At 72.3% G+C, this 16,792-nt stretch carries 20 protein-coding genes and 2 pseudogenes; 16 read left to right on the top strand and 6 right to left on the bottom strand.

The annotated features are described in order from the left end of the window. Positions 1–194: 194 nt before the first annotated feature. The 4 genes and pseudogenes from AB0C15_RS11880 to AB0C15_RS11865 all read left to right on the top strand — a co-directional run bounded on the left by AB0C15_RS11880 (position 195) and on the right by AB0C15_RS11865 (position 2,671). Complete coding sequence (locus AB0C15_RS11880) at positions 195–1,043, top strand: sulfurtransferase (protein WP_357351188.1); 849 nt, start codon at positions 195–197, stop codon at positions 1,041–1,043. Positions 1,044–1,045: 2 nt separating this feature from the next. Further along, positions 1,046–1,366 (top strand): DUF1416 domain-containing protein, encoded by a 321-nt coding sequence (locus AB0C15_RS11875; RefSeq protein ID WP_357351187.1) that lies wholly within the window; start codon positions 1,046–1,048, stop codon positions 1,364–1,366. A gap of 232 nt (positions 1,367–1,598) precedes the next feature. Continuing rightward, positions 1,599–1,694, top strand: a pseudogene (locus AB0C15_RS11870) (transcriptional regulator); the annotation flags it as partial. A gap of 113 nt (positions 1,695–1,807) precedes the next feature. Further along, entirely contained in the window at positions 1,808–2,671 is an 864-nt protein-coding gene (locus AB0C15_RS11865) for a hypothetical protein (protein ID WP_357351186.1), read from the top strand. A gap of 19 nt (positions 2,672–2,690) precedes the next feature. On the opposite strand, the gene AB0C15_RS11860 is transcribed toward AB0C15_RS11865, so the two are convergent. The 3 genes from AB0C15_RS11860 to AB0C15_RS11850 all read right to left on the bottom strand — a co-directional run bounded on the left by AB0C15_RS11860 (position 2,691) and on the right by AB0C15_RS11850 (position 5,576). Further along, positions 2,691–4,745, bottom strand: a complete 2,055-nt coding sequence (locus tag AB0C15_RS11860) for a glycogen debranching N-terminal domain-containing protein (protein ID WP_357351185.1) — start codon at positions 4,743–4,745, stop codon at positions 2,691–2,693. Beyond that, positions 4,742–5,122, bottom strand: a complete 381-nt coding sequence (locus AB0C15_RS11855; RefSeq protein ID WP_357351184.1) for an SCP2 sterol-binding domain-containing protein — start codon at positions 5,120–5,122, stop codon at positions 4,742–4,744. The genes AB0C15_RS11860 and AB0C15_RS11855 overlap by 4 nt, the downstream gene beginning before the upstream one ends. A 79-nt stretch (positions 5,123–5,201) precedes the next feature. Then, positions 5,202–5,576 (bottom strand): DsrE family protein, encoded by a 375-nt coding sequence (locus AB0C15_RS11850; protein ID WP_357351183.1) that lies wholly within the window; start codon positions 5,574–5,576, stop codon positions 5,202–5,204. Positions 5,577–5,588: 12 nt separating this feature from the next. Between AB0C15_RS11850 and mtfM the strand changes: the two genes are divergently transcribed. Together mtfM and AB0C15_RS11840 are read left to right on the top strand one after the other, a co-directional pair. Then, the gene (gene mtfM, locus AB0C15_RS11845) at positions 5,589–5,693 is read left to right on the top strand and encodes a small membrane protein MtfM (RefSeq protein ID WP_357351182.1); all 105 of its coding nucleotides are present in this window, start codon (positions 5,589–5,591) and stop codon (positions 5,691–5,693) included. Then, complete coding sequence (locus tag AB0C15_RS11840; RefSeq protein WP_357351181.1) at positions 5,690–6,280, top strand: FABP family protein; 591 nt, start codon at positions 5,690–5,692, stop codon at positions 6,278–6,280. The genes mtfM and AB0C15_RS11840 overlap by 4 nt, the downstream gene beginning before the upstream one ends. 3 nt (positions 6,281–6,283) lie before the next feature. Here the strand turns inward: AB0C15_RS11840 and AB0C15_RS11835 are convergent, their stop codons facing one another. Beyond that, a complete protein-coding gene (locus AB0C15_RS11835; protein ID WP_357351180.1) occupies positions 6,284–7,165 on the bottom strand; it encodes an aminotransferase class IV in 882 nt (293 codons plus the stop codon). Between the two features lie 68 nt (positions 7,166–7,233). On the opposite strand from AB0C15_RS11835, the gene AB0C15_RS11830 reads away from it, so the two are divergent. The 4 genes from AB0C15_RS11830 to AB0C15_RS11815 all read left to right on the top strand — a co-directional run bounded on the left by AB0C15_RS11830 (position 7,234) and on the right by AB0C15_RS11815 (position 10,675). After that, positions 7,234–7,662: a Fur family transcriptional regulator gene (locus AB0C15_RS11830; RefSeq protein WP_238660121.1), complete on the top strand. Its 429-nt coding sequence runs from the start codon at positions 7,234–7,236 to the stop codon at positions 7,660–7,662. Then, positions 7,659–8,771: a folate-binding protein gene (locus tag AB0C15_RS11825; RefSeq protein ID WP_357351179.1), complete on the top strand. Its 1,113-nt coding sequence runs from the start codon at positions 7,659–7,661 to the stop codon at positions 8,769–8,771. Before AB0C15_RS11830 ends, AB0C15_RS11825 begins: the two co-directional genes overlap by 4 nt. Positions 8,772–8,793: 22 nt before the next feature. Continuing rightward, a complete protein-coding gene (locus AB0C15_RS11820) occupies positions 8,794–9,621 on the top strand; it encodes a 3-keto-5-aminohexanoate cleavage protein (protein ID WP_357351178.1) in 828 nt (275 codons plus the stop codon). A 94-nt stretch (positions 9,622–9,715) separates the two neighbouring features. Beyond that, a complete protein-coding gene (locus AB0C15_RS11815) occupies positions 9,716–10,675 on the top strand; it encodes an asparaginase (protein ID WP_357351177.1) in 960 nt (319 codons plus the stop codon). Between the two features lie 27 nt (positions 10,676–10,702). On the opposite strand, the gene AB0C15_RS11810 is transcribed toward AB0C15_RS11815, so the two are convergent. Then, on the bottom strand, positions 10,703–11,500 hold the full coding sequence (locus AB0C15_RS11810) for an alpha/beta hydrolase (protein WP_357351176.1): 798 nt from the start codon (positions 11,498–11,500) through the stop codon (positions 10,703–10,705). A gap of 112 nt (positions 11,501–11,612) precedes the next feature. On the opposite strand from AB0C15_RS11810, the pseudogene AB0C15_RS11805 reads away from it, so the two are divergent. From AB0C15_RS11805 to AB0C15_RS11780, 6 genes and pseudogenes are all read left to right on the top strand, one after another. Continuing rightward, positions 11,613–12,074: pseudogene (locus AB0C15_RS11805) on the top strand (helix-turn-helix transcriptional regulator); the annotation flags it as partial. 113 nt (positions 12,075–12,187) lie between these two features. Beyond that, positions 12,188–12,826, top strand: a complete 639-nt coding sequence (locus AB0C15_RS11800) for a hypothetical protein (RefSeq protein ID WP_357351175.1) — start codon at positions 12,188–12,190, stop codon at positions 12,824–12,826. Between the two features lie 71 nt (positions 12,827–12,897). Next, positions 12,898–13,212 carry a DUF2516 family protein gene (locus AB0C15_RS11795; RefSeq protein WP_357351174.1) on the top strand — a complete coding sequence of 105 codons (315 nt, stop codon included), beginning with the start codon at positions 12,898–12,900 and terminating at the stop codon, positions 13,210–13,212. After that, positions 13,209–14,096 (top strand): alpha/beta hydrolase, encoded by an 888-nt coding sequence (locus AB0C15_RS11790; RefSeq protein WP_357351173.1) that lies wholly within the window; start codon positions 13,209–13,211, stop codon positions 14,094–14,096. The genes AB0C15_RS11795 and AB0C15_RS11790 overlap by 4 nt, the downstream gene beginning before the upstream one ends. A gap of 11 nt (positions 14,097–14,107) precedes the next feature. Beyond that, a complete protein-coding gene (locus tag AB0C15_RS11785) occupies positions 14,108–14,845 on the top strand; it encodes an alanyl-tRNA editing protein (protein WP_357351172.1) in 738 nt (245 codons plus the stop codon). A 55-nt stretch (positions 14,846–14,900) separates the two neighbouring features. Further along, positions 14,901–15,815, top strand: a complete 915-nt coding sequence (locus AB0C15_RS11780) for an SDR family oxidoreductase (RefSeq protein WP_357351171.1) — start codon at positions 14,901–14,903, stop codon at positions 15,813–15,815. On the opposite strand, the gene AB0C15_RS11775 is transcribed toward AB0C15_RS11780, so the two are convergent. Continuing rightward, positions 15,806–16,774 (bottom strand): WYL domain-containing protein, encoded by a 969-nt coding sequence (locus AB0C15_RS11775; protein ID WP_357351170.1) that lies wholly within the window; start codon positions 16,772–16,774, stop codon positions 15,806–15,808. The genes AB0C15_RS11780 and AB0C15_RS11775 overlap by 10 nt on opposite strands. Positions 16,775–16,792 lie beyond the last annotated feature (18 nt).

The raw sequence follows: 16,792 nt of genomic DNA, 5'->3' as shown, positions 1-16,792 counted from the left end.
CTCCGGCCGCCTGACGGCGGCCACCGGCACCGGGTTCTCATACCCTCCGGTCATCCCACCGAACGCCCGGCAGCGGCGCCGTCGCACGAACCCGTGATCCCGTCCTTCCGCTGGGTCCCGCGCGTGGTGCGACAGATGCATCGATCGATTCGCGCGCGTTGGCTCACCATCCATCCTCACCAGGGAGTGATTCGATGAGTCGCGACACCGCACTCGTTTCGGCCGAGTGGGCCGAGAAGAACCTCGACGCCCCGGGCGTCGTCTTCGTCGAGGTCGACGAGGACACCTCGGCCTACGACACCGGCCACATCGCCGGCGCCATCAAGATTGACTGGAAGACCGACCTCCAGGACCAGGTCCGCCGGGACTTCGTCAACAAGACGCAGTTCGAGGCGCTGCTCTCCGAGCGGGGCATCAGCAACGACGACACCGTGATCCTGTACGGCGGCAACAACAACTGGTTCGCCGCGTACGCCTACTGGTACTTCAAGCTCTACGGTCACCGCGACGTGAAGCTGCTCGACGGCGGCCGCAAGAAGTGGGAACTGGACGCCCGCCCGCTCGTCACCGACCAGGTGTCCCGGCCGGCGACGCAGTACGTGGCGCAGGAGCCGGACACCTCCATCCGGGCCTTCCGCGACGAGGTCGTCGCCGCGATCGGCACCAAGAACCTCGTCGACGTGCGCAGCCCCGACGAGTTCGCCGGTCGCCTGCTCGCCCCCGCCCACCTGCCGCAGGAGCAGGCGCAGCGGGCCGGTCACATCCCCACCGCGATCAGCGTGCCGTGGTCCAAGGCGGCAAACGAGGACGGCACCTTCCGGTCCGACGACGACCTGCGCAAGATCTACGGCGACGCGGGGCTCGACGACGGCAAGGAGACCATCGCGTACTGCCGGATCGGTGAGCGCTCGTCGCACACCTGGTTCGTGCTCCAGGAGCTGCTGGGTCACCGCAACGTCAAGAACTACGACGGCTCGTGGACCGAGTACGGCTCGCTCGTCGGTGTGCCGGTCGCGCTCGGCGACGAACCCGGGGAGGCCTGATCATGACTCTTCCCATCGCCGCGGGTTGCGCCGCACCGGACCAGGCAGCGCCGTTGCCGGCCAGCCTGGACCTGGAAAAGGAAACCGTCATCACCGGCGTCGTCCGCTCCGCCGAGGCCGAGCCGGTGCCGGGCGCGTACGTCCGGCTGCTCGACTCGACGGGTGAGTTCACCGCCGAGGTGGTCACCTCGGCCGCCGGCCAGTTCCGGTTCTTCGCCGCGCCGGGCTCCTGGACGCTGCGGGCGTTGTCCCGGCACGGCAACGGCGACACCGCGGTCACCGCCGGCCGGGGTGTCAACGAGGTCGCCGTCACCGTCGCCTGACCCACCGCTCTGATCAACCGGGGCCGGTCACCCTCCCGGGGGTGACCGGCCCCGGTCGTCTCCGCGCCGGGTCAGTAAGCGCGCATCCTGCTCTGGTTTTCCGCGGGGACGGGGTCGGGCGGAAGCCATCGGTATGCGTCACTATCTTCTGGTGGAGATCACAGTTGGTGCGGCCGGTGGCGTATCCGATCAGAATGTTCCGATCGTCGTCTGCGTCGGCGCGGATGCGCTGATGCTCGAGCGGGTGCGGCGATAGCTCGACGGACTCGGCCAGGTGGTGAGCTGTGCGGACCTGGCCCTCCTGCGGGCGATGCTGTTTCCGTTGCCGGCCGTCGGGTCGGTCTGCCCAGGGATGGTGGCAGGGCCTGACGACGTGGGGTGAGTTGGCCGCCGGCCGCCTCCGCCGCCGGGCCGGCGGCGAACGCGTGACACCATGGCCGGGTGAGCGGTGCTGTCCAGACGGGTTGGGCCTCTTCGGCCGGCCCCGCCGCACCGGCGCTGGCCCGGTCGCGGCGGCGCTGGCTGCTTGCTGTGACCGTGGCCTGGGCCGTGTTGCTGGCCGGGCTCACCTGGGTGTCGGTGCAGGGTGATCCGCCGACGGTGCGCGAACAACGTTCCCTCGACCAGGCCGGCCCGGTGGTCGACCGGGCGGTCGGCGAGTTGGCCCGCGCGGTCGGTGCGGCAAGTCTGCTTGAGCTGGGTCCGGCGCGGGTCGCGTCCGGTTGTCGGGTCACCCCGTTCGCGGACGGGGCGAGGCTGCGGCGCGAGGTCGGGGTGCTCGTGGGCACCGGTGACGCGCGGGCCGTGCTCGCCGGCATCGCCGAGCGACTGCCGCCGAGCTGGCGGGCCGGCGTCGGGCCCGGCGTGGACGGCCCTGAGCTGCGCGCCGACGCCGGAGAGTTCGTGGACGTCGACGGGCGGCCGACAGCCGACGGCCGGTTGCGGCTCGTCGTCGACACCGGCTGCCGGCCGGTCGGCGCCGGCTACACGCCGGCCCCGGCTACCGCTGCCGGCCCGGAGACCGCCGCGTTGACCGCCGCGCTGCGGGCCCTCGACCGGCCGGGTGACGCCGCGCCGGAGCTGGTCACCGCACCCTGCCCGGGCGGCGGGCACGCCCGTACCGCGTGGTCCGCGAACGGTAGCGGTCCGGCGGCCTCGACGGCCGCGCTCGCCCCGCTGGCCGGCGACGCCCCCCTGCTGGACGAACCCCCGGTGTACGCGTACCGCAGCGGCACCGTCACGGTGCTGGCCGAGGTCGGCCCGGACGCCGCCCGCCTGGCCGCCACCGTCGGCTGCCCGGACTGAGCCCGGCCGCCCGCACCGGTCAGCCGTCGCCTGGCTGGTCCTCCCGGTCACGGCTGCGGCCCAACGCGTCGACCATGCCCCACCGGCCGGGGATGTCCAGCAGCTCGATCCGGCCCATCCCGGGCGGGACGGCCGGATCGATGATCAGGTGCTCGCCCTGCGGCTCCAGTCCGAGCATCACCCGGAGCAGCAGCAGTGGGGTGCCCGCCGACCAGGCCTGCGGGCTGCACGCGGTGGGGTACTCCACCGGATAGTCGGTGAGGGTCCGGGCGTACCCGGCGAACGCCTCCGGCAGCCGGCCCTCGAAGTACCGGGACGCCGCGAGCATCGTGTCGCAGAGCAAGCCGGCCTCCTTGCGGAAGCCGTACCGCCACAACCCCCAGGCGATGATCGAGTTGTCGAACGGCCAGACCGTGCCCACGTGGTAGCCGATCGGGTTGTACCGACCCTCGTCGGCGGCGAGCGTACGCACCCCCCAGCCGGAGAAGAGCCGTGGTCCGAGCAGGTGCTCGACCACCTTGCCGGCACGGGACTCGTCCACGATGCCGCTCCACAGCAGGTGCCCGATGTTCGAGGTGAGCGCGTCCACCTGCCGGCCGTCGGCGTCCAGCGCGAGCGCGTAGTGCTCGCGGTCGGGGATCCAGAAGTCGCGGTCGAACCGCCGCTTCAGGTCGGCGGCCTGCCGCTCCAGCTCGTCGGCGAACTCCGGGTCGTTCCAGAACGTCCGGGCCAGCCGGGCGGCCCGGAGCTTCGCGTCGTACGCGTAGCCCTGCAACTCACAGGTGGCCCGGGGGAAGCCGGGGAGCTGACCGTCGGCGTACGAGATGGCGTCCCAGGAGTCCTTCCAGCACTGGTTCTGCAGGCCGGTCTCCGGGTTGCGGGTCCGGTACCAGAGGTAGCCGGTGCCGAGCAGGTCACCGTAGGTGTCGATCCATTCCAACGCCGCGCGGACCTGCGGTTCCAGCCGGCGGACGAGCGCGGCGTCGCCGGTCCACCGCTCGTACTCGTCGACCAGGATGATGAACAGGGGCGTCGAGTCCGCCGACCCGTAGTACGGCGAGTGGGGCTGTTCCTCGAAACCGGCGGTCTCCCCGTACCGCAGCTCGTGCAGGATCTTGCCGGGCTCCTCGTCCCGGAAGTCGTCCACCCGCTGCCCCTGTAGTCCGGCCAGCATCAGGATGGTCGGCGGGACCAGCTCCGGCAGGAACGGCAGCACCTGCAACGAGGTGATGATGCTGTCCCGGCCGAACAGGGTCATGAACCACGGCAGCCCGGCGGCGATCAGCCGTACGCCCAGGGCGATCGACTCGTAGCGCAGCGCGGCCAGGTCGTTGAGGCTGCGCCGGTACGCCCCGGCCAGCGGCTCGCAGTCGCAGCCGAGCTTCGGCGCCCGGTCGATCAGCTCCTGCTGTTCGGCCCGGATCGCGTCCGCGCTGCGGCTGCCGCCGTACGGGAGGGTGGCCCGGATGTCCTCGCCGCGGGCACCGAAGACGACGCTTGACACGTGCAGTCTGGTGGTCCAGCTGTCGTTGCGGGCTATCCGGATCCGGAAGGTCATGCCGGTGTCGTCGACCTGTGCCGGCGCGGTGGTGCTGACCACCATCTCCCGGTGGAACGCCTCCCGCCGATAGGACAGCCGCAGCTCGTTCTCGGCGACCGTGATCGTGGTCCGTCCCCGCTTCTGCCGAGAGTTCTTGATCTCGAACAGGTCGGCGAAATCGGCCCCGATCTCGATCCGGAGGGTGCACTCGACCTCCGCGCCGAGGTGGTTCAGCACGGTCAGCTCCTCCTCGAAGCTGCCCACGATCGCCCGGCTGCGGATCACCGACGCCTTGGCGTCCAGATAGTGCGTGGGTTCGCCGGGGGCGAGGAAGAACTTGGTGCGGTACGACTCGGCATCGTCGACGGAGAGGGCGTGCAGCCGTTCGCCGTCCAGGGTGAGCACCCAGGTGGACAGGAAGCGGGTGTCGAAGGAGAACAGCCCGGTGGGGAAGTCGTAGGACGGCTCGATGTCCCCGCGCCGGTCGCTGACCAGGAAGGTGTTGCCGTCGAGGATGCTGACGAGTTGCCTCACCCACGTCGCCCGGCTGCTCGGCGGGCCGTTTCGCGGGGGTCGCGGGTGCCGGGTGGGTTGGGGAAGAACCGGCGGAAGGCGAGGAAGAGCACCACGTTCCCGCTGAACGTGCTCTCGTTGCGCAGCACCGCCGCGACCCCCTGGGCCTCGCCGCTGATCAGCCGGTCGAAGAGGGCGGCGCTGCTGTACCAGATGGCGTCGGCCGGGCCACGCCCTCGGGTGACCTGCACCGACCCGGGCCGCATCCGGACCAGCCAGTGTTCGGTGCGGTGGTCGTCGCCGAGGTCGATCTGGAGGGTGCCGTCGGCCAGGCCGCCGAGGACGTCGGGGGCGCGCGACGGCAGCGATTCGAAGAACCTCTCCGCCGCCTCGGTCACACCCGAATCGTAGGCATCCGTCCGAGATGTCGGGTCGGTATCGGCACTCCGTCGGGATGGATCAGGTGACCCCGTGCGGTCAGTAGACGAGTGCCTGGGTGCCCTCGGCCAACGCCTCCTCGACGAAGACCGCTGCGCCGGCGATCCGCACACCGGGGAGCACGTCGTCCGGGCCGATCTCCCGTCGGGCCGCGCACTGTGTGCAGGCGGTCACCCGGCCGCTGGTCAGGATCACGTGCAACAACTCGGCCAGCGGTGCGGAGTGCGGCAGGTCGAACTGCTGGGCGCGACCGGGCAACGCGAACCAGGTCGACTCACCGGTCAGCCAGAGTGAGACGTCCACCCCGGCCGCGACCGCCGTCGCGGCGACGGTGAATGCCTGCGCGCACCGCTCCGGGGCGTCCGCCCCCGCAGTGACCTTGACGACGAGAGTGCGGGCCATGTGCCCCAGCATAGGATGGCCGGGATGGTTACCGAGATCGGGTTTGTCAGCCTGCTGGTCGCTGGCCTGGGCGGGCTCGCCGGTGGCCTGGTCTACCTAGCCGTACGCATATCGAGAGGGAACTGGTGAGCGACGAGAACCCGCTGCAGCCGCCGTGGCTGAACGCGCCGCCGGTCGAGGAGTACCCGTTCGAGGAGAGTCACGACCTGCGGGTCGGGCCGAAGCTCCACCCCGCGCTCGATGCCCTGCTGCCGTACGTCGGGCTGTGGCGTGGCCGGGGCAAGGGCGGTTTCCCCACCATCGAGGACTTCGACTACGCGCAGGAGATCCGGATCAGCCACGACGGCCGGCCGTTCCTGCACTACGAGTCGCGTGCCTGGATCCTCGACGAGCAGAGCAGGCCGGTTCGTCCGGCTGGCCGTGAGGTCGGCTGGTGGCGGCCGGTGCTTGTGGACGGGCGGGCGACCGACGAGTTGGAGGCGCTGCTGACCACCCCGACCGGGGTGATGGAGCTGCACCTGGGCAAGCGCACCGGCACGCAGGTCGAGTTCGCCACCGACGCGGTGATTCGGACTCCGACCGCCAAGGAGGTCACCGGCGGGCACCGGCTCTTCGGCATCGTCGAGGGTGCGTTGCTCTACGCGCAGGAGATGGCCGCCATGGGGCACGGGCTCAGCCCGCACCTCTCCGCCCGACTGGTCCGGGTCGGCGGCTGACCGCTACCCGACGGGGAAGCCCAGCAGTGAGTGCAGGGCGGGAGTGCGCGGGCAAGGGTTCCGGCGCACCCCGTCCAGCGTGTGGATCTCGGCGGCGCCGCGCAGCGACGAGGTGAACCACACGCCGTCCGCCGCGTGCAGCCCGGCGGGAGTGGCCATCCGCTCGTCGGCGCTCAGGCCCAGCTCGGTCGCGTGAGCGAGCAGCCAGGCCGCGGTGGTGCCGGCGAGGATGCCGGTGGTGGCGGCCGGCACCGTGCAGAGCACTCCGTCGGTGAGCCACACCACGTTGGCCGTGGGGCCCTCCAGCGCGTACCCGTCGGAGGAGGTCCAGAGCACGTCGTCCACGCCGCTGCGGCGCGCCCAGCGGCGGGCGGCGCTGTTGACCGCGTAGGACGTGGACTTGACGCCTGCCGGCAGCCAGTCCAGCCCGGTGCGGGCGGCGGCGGGCAGCCCCAGCGGCAGGGTGGCAACCGCGATCCCGTCCCGCCGGGCGGCCCGGGTGGCCGCCGGCACCTCGCTCAGCGTGGCGTACACCGTGGGCGGCCCGCCGGCCTCGGGGCCGCGGGTGCAGACCAACCGCAGTGCCCCTTCCACCGGCGCTGGCCAGCCCGTTCGCACCTCGTCCAGCAGGTCGACGAGCGCGGCGACCGGGGGCAGGGCCAGCTCGACTGCGGTGGCTGCCGTGGCCAGGCGGGCGAGGTGCTCGTCGCGAAGCCACGGCTTGCCGTCGCGCAGGTGCATGGTCTCGAACAGGCCGTCGCCGTGCAGCACCCCGAGGTCGTCGCCGCGGAGCACCGGGTCGCCGGGTGGCACCAGGCCACGTCCCAGTACGGCGACCCGGGCGGCCGGGCCGGCCGGGTTCTGCCCGACGGGCGACCTCACCATGACCGCGAGCGTAGTGGTGATCGATCGCGGTGCGGGGAACAGCCTGGCGGCCGAACTATGATCGGAGCGTGTCCGAATCCTCCCTCGCGGAAATGCTGCGGGCCCGTGGGCTGCGGCTGACGCCCCAGCGGCAGCTCGTCCTCCAGGCGGTGCTCGACCTGGGTCACGCCACCCCGGAACAGGTGCACACCGCGGTCCGGGAGGTCGCCGCCGGCGTCAACATCACCACCATCTACCGCACGCTCGAGCTGCTGGAACGGCTCGGTCTGGTCACCCACACGCACCTGTCGCACGGCTCACCGACCTATCACGCCGCTGGTGAGCACCAACACGTCCACCTGGTCTGCCGGGAGTGCGGCGCGATCGACGAGATCGATCCGGAGCTGCTCCGGCCACTTGCCGACCAGTTGGCCGCGCAGCGCGGGTTCCGGGTGGACATCGGGCACGTGTCACTCTTCGGCGTCTGCGTACGCTGCGAGAACGGGGACGAGAAATGATCGACATCGCGGGCGCGGTGGCCGTCGAGAGCATCGACGAGGCCAGCCGTGACCAGCCGGATCCGGCGCACGTCGCGGCCGGCGTGCGGGGGGTGGCCGCGCACTACGGCGACCCGCTGCGTGAGCAACGCACCCTCGACACCGCTGTCGGCCTCGTCGACAGGTCGCACCGGGGGGTCATCGCGGTGCCCGGCGAGGAGCGGGCCAGTTGGCTGCACACGGTCACCTCGCAGCACCTGAACACGCTCGCCGCGAACGAGGGCACCGAGTTGCTGGTGCTGTCCCCGCACGGCCACGTCGAGCAGCACGCCATGGTCGCCGAGGACGGCGAGACCACCTGGCTGGACACCGAGCCGGGGGCGACCGAGGGCCTGCTGACCTACCTGGAGAAGATGCGGTTCTTCAGCCGGGTCGACCCGCGCGACGCGACTGCCGAGCGCGCGCTCCTGTCGCTTGTCGGGCCGGCGGCCACGGACGCGCTCGCCACGCTCGGCGTGACCGGGCTCGCCGAGCCGGACGTGGTCGCGGTGCCAGGTCCGAAGTTCCCGCACGGTGCCGTGCCACCCCGGGCGAGCGCGCGGTACGACGTACGACCACTGCCGATCGGCGGCTGGGCCCGACGTGGTCCGCTCGGGGTGGACCTGCTGGTGCCCCGCTCGGCGATGGACCAGGTGGTTGCCGAGCTGCGCGGCGCCGGCGTGCCGGTCGCGGGGCTCTGGGCGTACGAGGCGATCCGGGTGGCCGCCCGGCAGCCCCGGGTCGGGGTGGACACCGACCACCGGACCATTCCGGCCGAGGTCGACCTGATCGCCCCGGCGGTGCACCTGGACAAGGGTTGCTACCGGGGGCAGGAGACGGTGGCGCGGGTGCACAACATGGGCCGGCCGCCGCGTCGCCTCGTACTGCTGCACCTGGACGGGGTGACCACCGACCAGCCGCCGACGGCAGGTACGCCGGTGACCCTCGACGGCCGGGCGGTCGGCTTTGTCGGCAGCGCCGTGCTGCACCACGAGCTGGGGCAGATCGCGCTCGCGGTGCTCAAGCGGAACGTTCCGGACGACGCCGCACTGCTGATCGGCGAGACCGCCGCGGCGATCGACCCGTCCTGACCCGGCGTCTAGGATCGCCGGCATGACGACAGGGACGTTGATCACGGTGGCCCCGACCGGCGCGGAGTCGGCCAAGGCGGAGGTGCCGGCGCTGCCGGTGACCCTCGACGAGTTGCTGCTCACCGCCAAGGAGTGCGAGGCGCTCGGTGCTTCCGTGATCCACGTCCACATCCGCGACGACGAGGCGCGGCCGACGCTCGACCCGGTGCGCCTGGCCGACACGGTGGCGGCGTTGCGGGACAGCACCGACCTGATCGTGCAGCTCTCCTCCGGCGGCGCGGTGACCGACCCGGAGGCCGCCCGGCTCGCCGTGCTCGACGCCCGTCCGGACATGGCGTCCTGCACCATGGGCACCGTCAACTTCGGCGACGACGTCTTCCTCAACCGCTGGGAGTTCATCGTCGACCTGCACACCCGGATGCAGGAGCGCGGGATCGTGCCGGAGTACGAGATCTTCGACCTCGGCCACCTGTCGGCGTTGCAGCGGTTGCTCGGCAGGTACGGGCTGCCGGCCGGCGGGCACGTGCACGTCGACTTCGTGATGGGCGTGCCGGGCGGCATGCCGGGCACCACCGAGACTCTCGTCGCGGCCCACCGGATGCTGCGGGACCTGCCGGAGGGCACCACCTTCTCGGCCACCGGCGTCGGCCGGAGCACGATCCCGGTGCTGTTGGCGTCGCTTTCGACGGGCGGGCACCTGCGGGTCGGCATGGAGGACACCGTGACGTACGCGAAGGGTCGCCCGGTGGAGTCCAACATGCAGTTGGTCGCCCGCGCGGTGGGTTTCGCCCAGCTCGCCCAGCGCCCGCCGCTGAGCACCACCGAGGCCCGCGAGTTGCTCGGGCTGTAAGGCCGGGTCCGTCCCGCGCCCCTGTCACCCGGGCGGTGGACCTGCTGGTCACCCCGCCGTCGGGCACCCCCGGACCGTCGGTACCGTCCAGCGCGTGACGAAGACGTACGAGGGCGGCGCGCCGCTCGCCGAGGTGGTCCGGTCGGGGTTCGTGGAGGGTGCGCACCGCGGCTCGGTGGTGGTGCTGGACGCGGCCGGTGTCGTGGTGGCGTCCGCCGGGGACGTGAGTTCGCCGGTCTTTCCCCGCTCGGCGAGCAAGCCGATGCAGGCGATCGGGATGCTCCGGGCCGGGCTGGCCCTGACCGACCCGGCCGATGTGGCGCTGGTCTCGGCGAGTCACGCGGGTGAGGAGTTCCACCTGGCTCGGGTCGGTGCGCTGTTGGAGCGTGCCGGGCTGGACGCGTCGGCGCTGCACTGCCCGCCCGACCTGCCGGTGGGTGCCGCAGCCCGGGAGGCGGTGCTCCGGGCCGGTGGTGGCCCGAGCCGGGTGCAGATGAACTGCTCCGGCAAGCACAGCGGGATGTTGCTGACCTGCGAGGCCGCCGGTTGGTCGCGGGAGGGTTACTGGCGGCCGGAGCACCCGCTTCAGCAGCGGTTGGGGGCCGCCATCGAGGAGTTCACCGGGGAGCCGGCGGCGGCCGTGGGGGTCGACGGCTGCGGTGCCCCGGTGCTCGCGGTGTCGTTGACCGGCCTGGCCGGGGCGTACCTCCGACTTGTCGACGCCGAGCCCGGCTCGGTGCCGCGCACGGTGGCCGACGCGATGCGGGCGTACCCGGAGATCGTGGGTGGCACCCAGGCCGACGACACCCGGCTGATGCGGGGTGTTCCGGGGTTGCTGGCCAAGGTCGGTGCCGAGGGCGTGATCGCCGTGGCGCTGCCGGGCGTCGGCGCGGTCGCGCTGAAGATCGACGACGGCGCCGACCGGGCGCGGATGCCGGTGCTGGTCTCCGCGCTGCGCCGGCTCGGCGTGGACGCCCCGGTGCTGACCGAGTACGCCGAGGTGCCGCTCTTCGGCGGCGGGGTGCCGGTGGGGGCGGTCCGCCCGCTCTGGTGACACCACCGGCACCCCGGCCCGCGCGGTTCAGCCCAGGAAGTCGAGCAGTGCGGCGTTGACCGGCTCCGGACGCTCCAGCGGCAGCAGGTGCGCCGCGTCCGGCACGTCGGGGAGTCGTACCGCGCCGGGGACCTCGGCGGCGATCCGGTCGGCGAGTCGGCTGATGTCCGGCACGTCGGCGGCACCGGCGGTGACCAGGACGGGGATCGTCAGCTCGCCAAGTCGGCCGATCGCCGGCGGCGTCAGCTCGCCCACCTCGACCGCGCCGAGCGCCAGTTCGGCGGCGAGGGCGCGCTGGTCCATCTCCCGCGCGAACGCGACCAGCTCGGGGTCGACGTCCTCCGGCTGGCGTCCCGGGCCGACCACCCAGAACCGCACCTCACCGGCCGCGCCGGCGGCGAAGTCGTCGGGGTCGACCTCCCCGACGAGGTCGTCCCAGAGGTCGTTCGCCTCGTCGGACCACTCGTTGCCGGAGACCGCCGTGTCGAACAGCGCGAGCGCGCTCACCCGGTCGGGGTGGGCCAGCGCGGTGTCGATGGCGACCGCTCCACCGAAGGAGCAGCCGACGAGCGCCGCCCGGGGGAGGCCCAGTGCGTCCAGCAGCCCGACCACGTCCTCGTGGTGGGTGAACGGTGCCGGGGGCAGCTCCGAGTCGCCGTAGCCGCGCAGGTCCGGGACGATCACCCGGTGCCGGGCTGCCAGCGCGGACACCTGTCCCCGCCACATCCGCCGGTCGGCGATTCCGGCGTGCAGCAGGACGACTGGCGAACCGCTGCCGGCCTCGTCGTACGCGATGCTTGCTCCATTGATTGTGATCTTGTGCACGGACGGACCGTACGGATCGGCCGGGCGGGGCGCAAACGGCATGCTGAGACCTTGCTAACTATGGTTAGCGTTTTGCTTGCAGGAGCTAGCGCGGCCGGTTAGCGTCGCTGTCATGGCCACACCCAAGGACCTTCCCGACGTCGGCGGGTTCATCCGCGACCTGCGGCGCAACGCCAAGATCTCGCTACGGCAACTCGCCGAGCAGGCGGGGGTCAGCAATCCGTACCTCAGCCAGATCGAGCGTGGCCTGCGCAAACCCAGCGCCGAGGTGCTCCAGCAACTGGCCAGCGCCCTGCGGGTCTCCACGCCGGCGATGTACCTGCGCGCCGGTCTGCTCGACGACAAGGAAGGCCACGGGGTGCTCGCCGCCATCGCCGTGGACGCCGACCTGACGATGGCGCAGAAGCAGTCGCTCAGTCAGATCTACGAGACGTTCCGCCGGGAGAACACCCGACTGGCCGAGGCCGAGGCGGCTCAGGAGGCCGACGAGCCTGCCGACCAGCCCGCCAGCCAGGCCGCCGAACTGGCCAATCTGGCCGCCACCGGCCCCACCACCGTGGGCGGCACCCCGACCGAGGCCGTCCTCGAGTCGGTCGCCGTCACCGAGGCGGGCACCGCACCCGCTCCGGGCAGCACCAGCATCCCCCAGAAGAAGAAGGCCGCCGAGGCGGCCGAAGAGGAGACGTCATGAGCGAGCCGAAGACCAACCGCATCCCCGCCCCGATCTACGCCGCGGCCGGCGCCGGTGAGCTGGCCATCGAGCAGCTACGCAAGCTGCCGGCCGTGGTCGGCGTCCTCAGCACCCGGGTCGTCGCCGACCTGGGTGGCCGGGCCGTGCTGACCGGCTTCGAGCTGAAGCAGAAGGCCACCGAGACGCTGCGTACCGCGAACGAGACCGCCGACCTGGCGAAGCTGCGGGAGGTGGCCGACATCGACAAGCTGCGCGCCGCCGCGACCCGCAACGCAGCCCTGGTGGTCGCCAGCGCCCAGGTCGCGCAGGAGCGCGCGTTCGCCGCGTACGGCGCGCTCGTCGCCCGTGGCGAGCGGGTCGTCGGAGCCGGCGTGCTGGAGGCCGCCGAGACGGTCAACGCCGACATCGAGGCCACCGAGGCGGTCGCACCGACCACCACGCCGGCCGCCACCGCCGCGACCTCGACCGCTCCTACCGCCGACGCGCCGACCCCGGCCGACGTGGCCGAGATCGCCGAGGCCAAGCCGGCCGCGGTCAAGAAGGTCGCCCGCGCGCCGAAGGCCACCAAGCCGGCCGAGTCCCCGTCGGCGAAGCTTCCCCGGGCCACCAAGCGGACCCGCCCGGCCGCCGAGTAGCTCGTCGAGTCGACGACCCCGGCGGCGTCCTTGTCGGACGTAGCCGGGGTCGTGGACATAAACTGGCCGACATGGCCAACGCCGCGCCGATCTTCGCGTTCGAAGTCCGCTACGTGATCGAGCTGATCCTGCTCGTCTTCGCGCTGATCATCCAGGGTGTCGCGCTGGTGCACGCCGTGACGCAGCGCTCCGACGCCTTCCCCGCAATCGGGACGCTGCCCAAGGGCGGCTGGATCGCCATCCTGGCGGTCTGCCTCGTGCTCACCCTCCTCGGCTTCGGTCCGATCAGCCTCTTCGGCCTGGTCGGCATCGCCGCCGCGCTCATCTACCTGCTCGACGTCCGGGTCGGTCTCCGCGACCTGAGCGACGGCAAAGGGTTCTGGTGAGAGGTTTTCGCTGGCCGCCCCCACCCGACAGCGGGCCCCGCACCTGGGGGCCCGGGCCGGGTGGGCCGCGTACCGGCCGGCCCGCGCTGCCGGAGCCGGAGACCGAGCTGGTCACCACCCCGCACGGTGTGAGTCTGGAGCGACTGGTCACCGGCACCGGTGACCCGGTCACCGTCTTCGCGCACGGGCTGGGCAACGGCATCGCCACCACCCGCCCGTTCGGCAGTGCGGTGAACGGCCGCAAGGTGTTCTTCCAGTTCCGCGGGCACGGCCGTTCCGAAGCCCCGGACGGGCCGTGGGACTACCTGGACCTGGCCCGGGACCTGCGCGCCATCGCCGACCTCGGCGGCGCCAGCCGGGCGTTCGGCGCGAGCCTCGGCGCGGGTGCCCTCTGCCGACTTCTGGTGGAGAGCCCGGAGCGTTTCGACAAGCTGGTCTTCTTCCTGCCGGCGGTCCTCGACGAGCCACGTGGGCCGGTCGCCCGGGAACGCATCACCAGCCTGCTGGAGGCGGTGGAGAGCGGGGACGCCTCGGCGGTCGCCGACATCGTCACGCTGGAGCTGCCGCCTGCGGTGCGCAACACCCCGGCCGGTTGGGCGTACCTGCGGCAACGACTCGACCAACTGCTCCGCGACGGTCTGGCCGACGGTCTGGCCACCCTCGCCGACCAGACGCCGCTGCGCCAGATCGGTGACCTGACGGCGGTCACCGCGCCGGCGCTGGTCATCGCTTGCGCGGGCGACGACCTGCACCCGGTCGAGGTCGCCGAACGGCTCGCCGTCGCGCTGCCCCAGGCCACCCTGCACGTGTACGAACGGCCCGGCGTCCTCTGGTCGGAACGCGCCGATCTGCGGGACCGCATCTCCGGCTTCCTGAACGAGTAATCTGCCCTGTCATGGGCGTCACACAGCATGGCCGGACGCACCGGCTCGACCTTGCCGACCCGACCCTGCGCGAGTGGACGTGCACGGTCCTGCACGCCGACGCCGAGCAGGGCATCGTGCTGGACCGTTCGGCGTTCTACCCGGGCGGCGGCGGTCAACCACCGGACCACGGCGTGCTGCTCTGGCAGGGTGTGCAGACCCGGATCGTCGGCACCCGCAAGGGCGACGACCCGTACCTGATCCCCGCTGAGGGTGACCCGTTGCCGCCGGTGGGCACCGAGGTCGTCGGCGCGGTGGAGGACGAGCGGCGGACCAGGCTGATGCGTACGCACTCCGGGCTGCACGTGCTCTGCGGTGTGGTGTTCCGCGACTTCGGCGCGCTCGTCACTGGTAACTCGATGGAGCCGGGCGAGGCCCGGATGGACTTCAACCTCCCCGAGGTGCCGCCGGACTTCAAGGCCCGCATCGAGGAGCTGGTCAACGCCGAGGTGGCCGCCGACCGTTCGGTCGCCACCCGGGTGCTGCCGCGCACCGAGGCGCTGGCCCTGCCGGACATCATCCGCACCCAGTCCAACCTCATCCCGCCGGACGAGAAGGAGGTCCGGATCGTCGACATCGTCGGGCTGGACGTGCAGGCCGACGGCGGCACCCACGTCGCCTCCACCGCCCAGATCGGCAAGGTGCAGGTGGTCAAGGTGGAGAGCAAGGGCCGGGCCAACCGCCGGGTCCGCGTTCGACTTGTGGATTAGGTCGCACCCCGAATTCGGACGTCGGCTGTCAGGTATCCCTGGCAGCGTCGCAGGCATGACACAACCGCTGACCGGAAAGATCGCGCTCGTCGCCGGTGCCACCCGTGGCGCCGGGCGGCAGATCGCCGTGCAACTCGGCGCTGCCGGTGCCACGGTCTACGCCACCGGCCGCAGCACCCGGACCGGCCGCTCCGAGATGGACCGACCGGAGACCATCGAAGAGACCGCCGAACTGGTCGACGCGGCCGGCGGCACCGGCATCGCCGTTCAGGTCGACCACCTCGTGCCCGAGCAGGTCCGCGACCTGGTCGCGCGGATCGACGCCGAGCAGGGCCAGCTCGACGTGCTGGTGAACGACATCTGGGGCGGCGACCCGCTTGTCACCTGGGACAAGCCGGTCTGGGAGCAGCCACTCGACGCCGGGTTCCGCACCCTGCGACTGGCCGTCGACACGCACATCATCACCAGCCACTTCGCCCTGCCGCTGCTGATCCGTAAGCCCGGCGGACTGGTGGTGGAGATGGGCGACGGCACCAAGGCGTACAACGACGAGAACTACCGGCTGTCGGTCTTCTACGACCTGGCCAAGGTCTCCGTCAACCGGCTCGCCTTCAGCCAGGCGCACGAGCTGAAACCGCACGGCTGCACGGCCGTGGCGCTCACCCCCGGCTGGATCCGGTCCGAGGCGATGCTCGAGCACTTCGGCGTGACCGAGGAGAACTGGCGCGACGGTGCCGCCACCGACCCCAACTTCCTCATCTCGGAGACCCCGGCCTTCGTCGGGCGGGCGGTGGCCGCGCTCGCCGCCGACGAGGACAGGGCCCGCTGGAGCGGCAGGTCCGTCGACGCCGGCACGCTCTCCAAGGTGTACGGGTTCACCGACCTCGACGGCAGCCAACCCGAGGGCTTCCGCTACATCACCGAGGTGGTCGACGCGGGCAAACCGTCGGACGTGACCGGCTACCGGTAGAGCGCACCGAGCCGCTCGGCGCTCTCCGCGAACAACTGCCGCAGCTCGGGTGGCTCGAGGACCTCCACCTCGGGGCCGAGCCCCAGCAGTTGGCGGTACGCCACCTGGACCGACTCGACGGGCAGCCGCGCCACCACCCAGCCCTGCCCGTCGGGTGGGCCGACGGCGGCGACGATGTCGTCGTACACGAAGGGGGCATCGACCAGGTGCCGGAGCTGGCGCAGGCCGGCGGGGCTCAGCCGGACGGCGACCTCGGCCCGCAGCATGGTCCGCAGGAACGACCCGGCCTGCTCGCGCCAGTGCCCGGCCAGGTCGAAACCCTCGTCGCGGTCGAAGTGCTCGTCGCCCACCTCGACCCCGGTGACCCGGTCCACCCGGTAGGTGCGCACATCGTCGCCGACCCGGCCGACCAGATACCAGACCGCGCTCTTGAGCACCAGGCCGTACGGCTGGACCCGGCGGGTAACGTCCCGGTCGCCGCGCCGGTAACGCAGCTCCACCACCCGGTCTGCCCAGACGGCCCGGGCCAGCTCGGGCAACCAGAGCGGAGGCGCGGCCTCCCGGAACCAGCCCGGCACGTCCAGGTGGAACCGCTGCCCGGCGCGGGCCGGCGCGTCACGCAGGGCGGGTGGCAGCGCGGCCAGCACCTTCAGCTCCGCGGACGCGACCGCGTCGGCGAGCCCCATCTCGCCGGCCGGCCCGGGCAGCCCGGCGAGGAAGAGCGCCTCCGCCTCGTCCCGGGTCAGCCCGGTCAGCCGGGTGCGGTAGCCGCCGAGCAGGCGGTAACCGCCGGCCCGCCCCCGGTCGGCGTAGACCGGCACCCCGGCGGCGGAGAGCGCCAGCACGTCCCGGTAGACGGTCCGCTCGGAGACCTCCAACTCCCGGGCCAGCTCGCCTGCGGTCATCGACCCGCGCGACTGCAACAGCAGCAGCAACGAGATCAGTCGGGACGCGCGCACCAGCCCATCCTGCCCGGT

The organism is Micromonospora sp. NPDC048835, from assembly GCF_040649995.1.
Classification (GTDB): Bacteria; Actinomycetota; Actinomycetes; order Mycobacteriales; family Micromonosporaceae; genus Micromonospora.
The sequence above is the reverse complement of the archived record's forward strand: the minus strand, read 5'-3'. Positions and strand labels throughout refer to the sequence as shown.

Coding starts and splice junctions, on each gene's coding strand:
- AB0C15_RS11880 (WP_357351188.1), top strand. CDS start 195: ATGAGTCGCGACACCGCACTCGTTTCGGCCGAGTGGGCCGAGAAGAAC.
- AB0C15_RS11875 (WP_357351187.1), top strand. CDS start 1,046: ATGACTCTTCCCATCGCCGCGGGTTGCGCCGCACCGGACCAGGCAGCG.
- AB0C15_RS11850 (WP_357351183.1), bottom strand. CDS start 5,576: ATGCTGGGGCACATGGCCCGCACTCTCGTCGTCAAGGTCACTGCGGGG.
- mtfM (WP_357351182.1), top strand. CDS start 5,589: ATGGTTACCGAGATCGGGTTTGTCAGCCTGCTGGTCGCTGGCCTGGGC.
- AB0C15_RS11835 (WP_357351180.1), bottom strand. CDS start 7,165: ATGGTGAGGTCGCCCGTCGGGCAGAACCCGGCCGGCCCGGCCGCCCGG.
- AB0C15_RS11825 (WP_357351179.1), top strand. CDS start 7,659: ATGATCGACATCGCGGGCGCGGTGGCCGTCGAGAGCATCGACGAGGCC.
- AB0C15_RS11820 (WP_357351178.1), top strand. CDS start 8,794: ATGACGACAGGGACGTTGATCACGGTGGCCCCGACCGGCGCGGAGTCG.
- AB0C15_RS11800 (WP_357351175.1), top strand. CDS start 12,188: ATGAGCGAGCCGAAGACCAACCGCATCCCCGCCCCGATCTACGCCGCG.
- AB0C15_RS11795 (WP_357351174.1), top strand. CDS start 12,898: ATGGCCAACGCCGCGCCGATCTTCGCGTTCGAAGTCCGCTACGTGATC.
- AB0C15_RS11785 (WP_357351172.1), top strand. CDS start 14,108: ATGGGCGTCACACAGCATGGCCGGACGCACCGGCTCGACCTTGCCGAC.
- AB0C15_RS11780 (WP_357351171.1), top strand. CDS start 14,901: ATGACACAACCGCTGACCGGAAAGATCGCGCTCGTCGCCGGTGCCACC.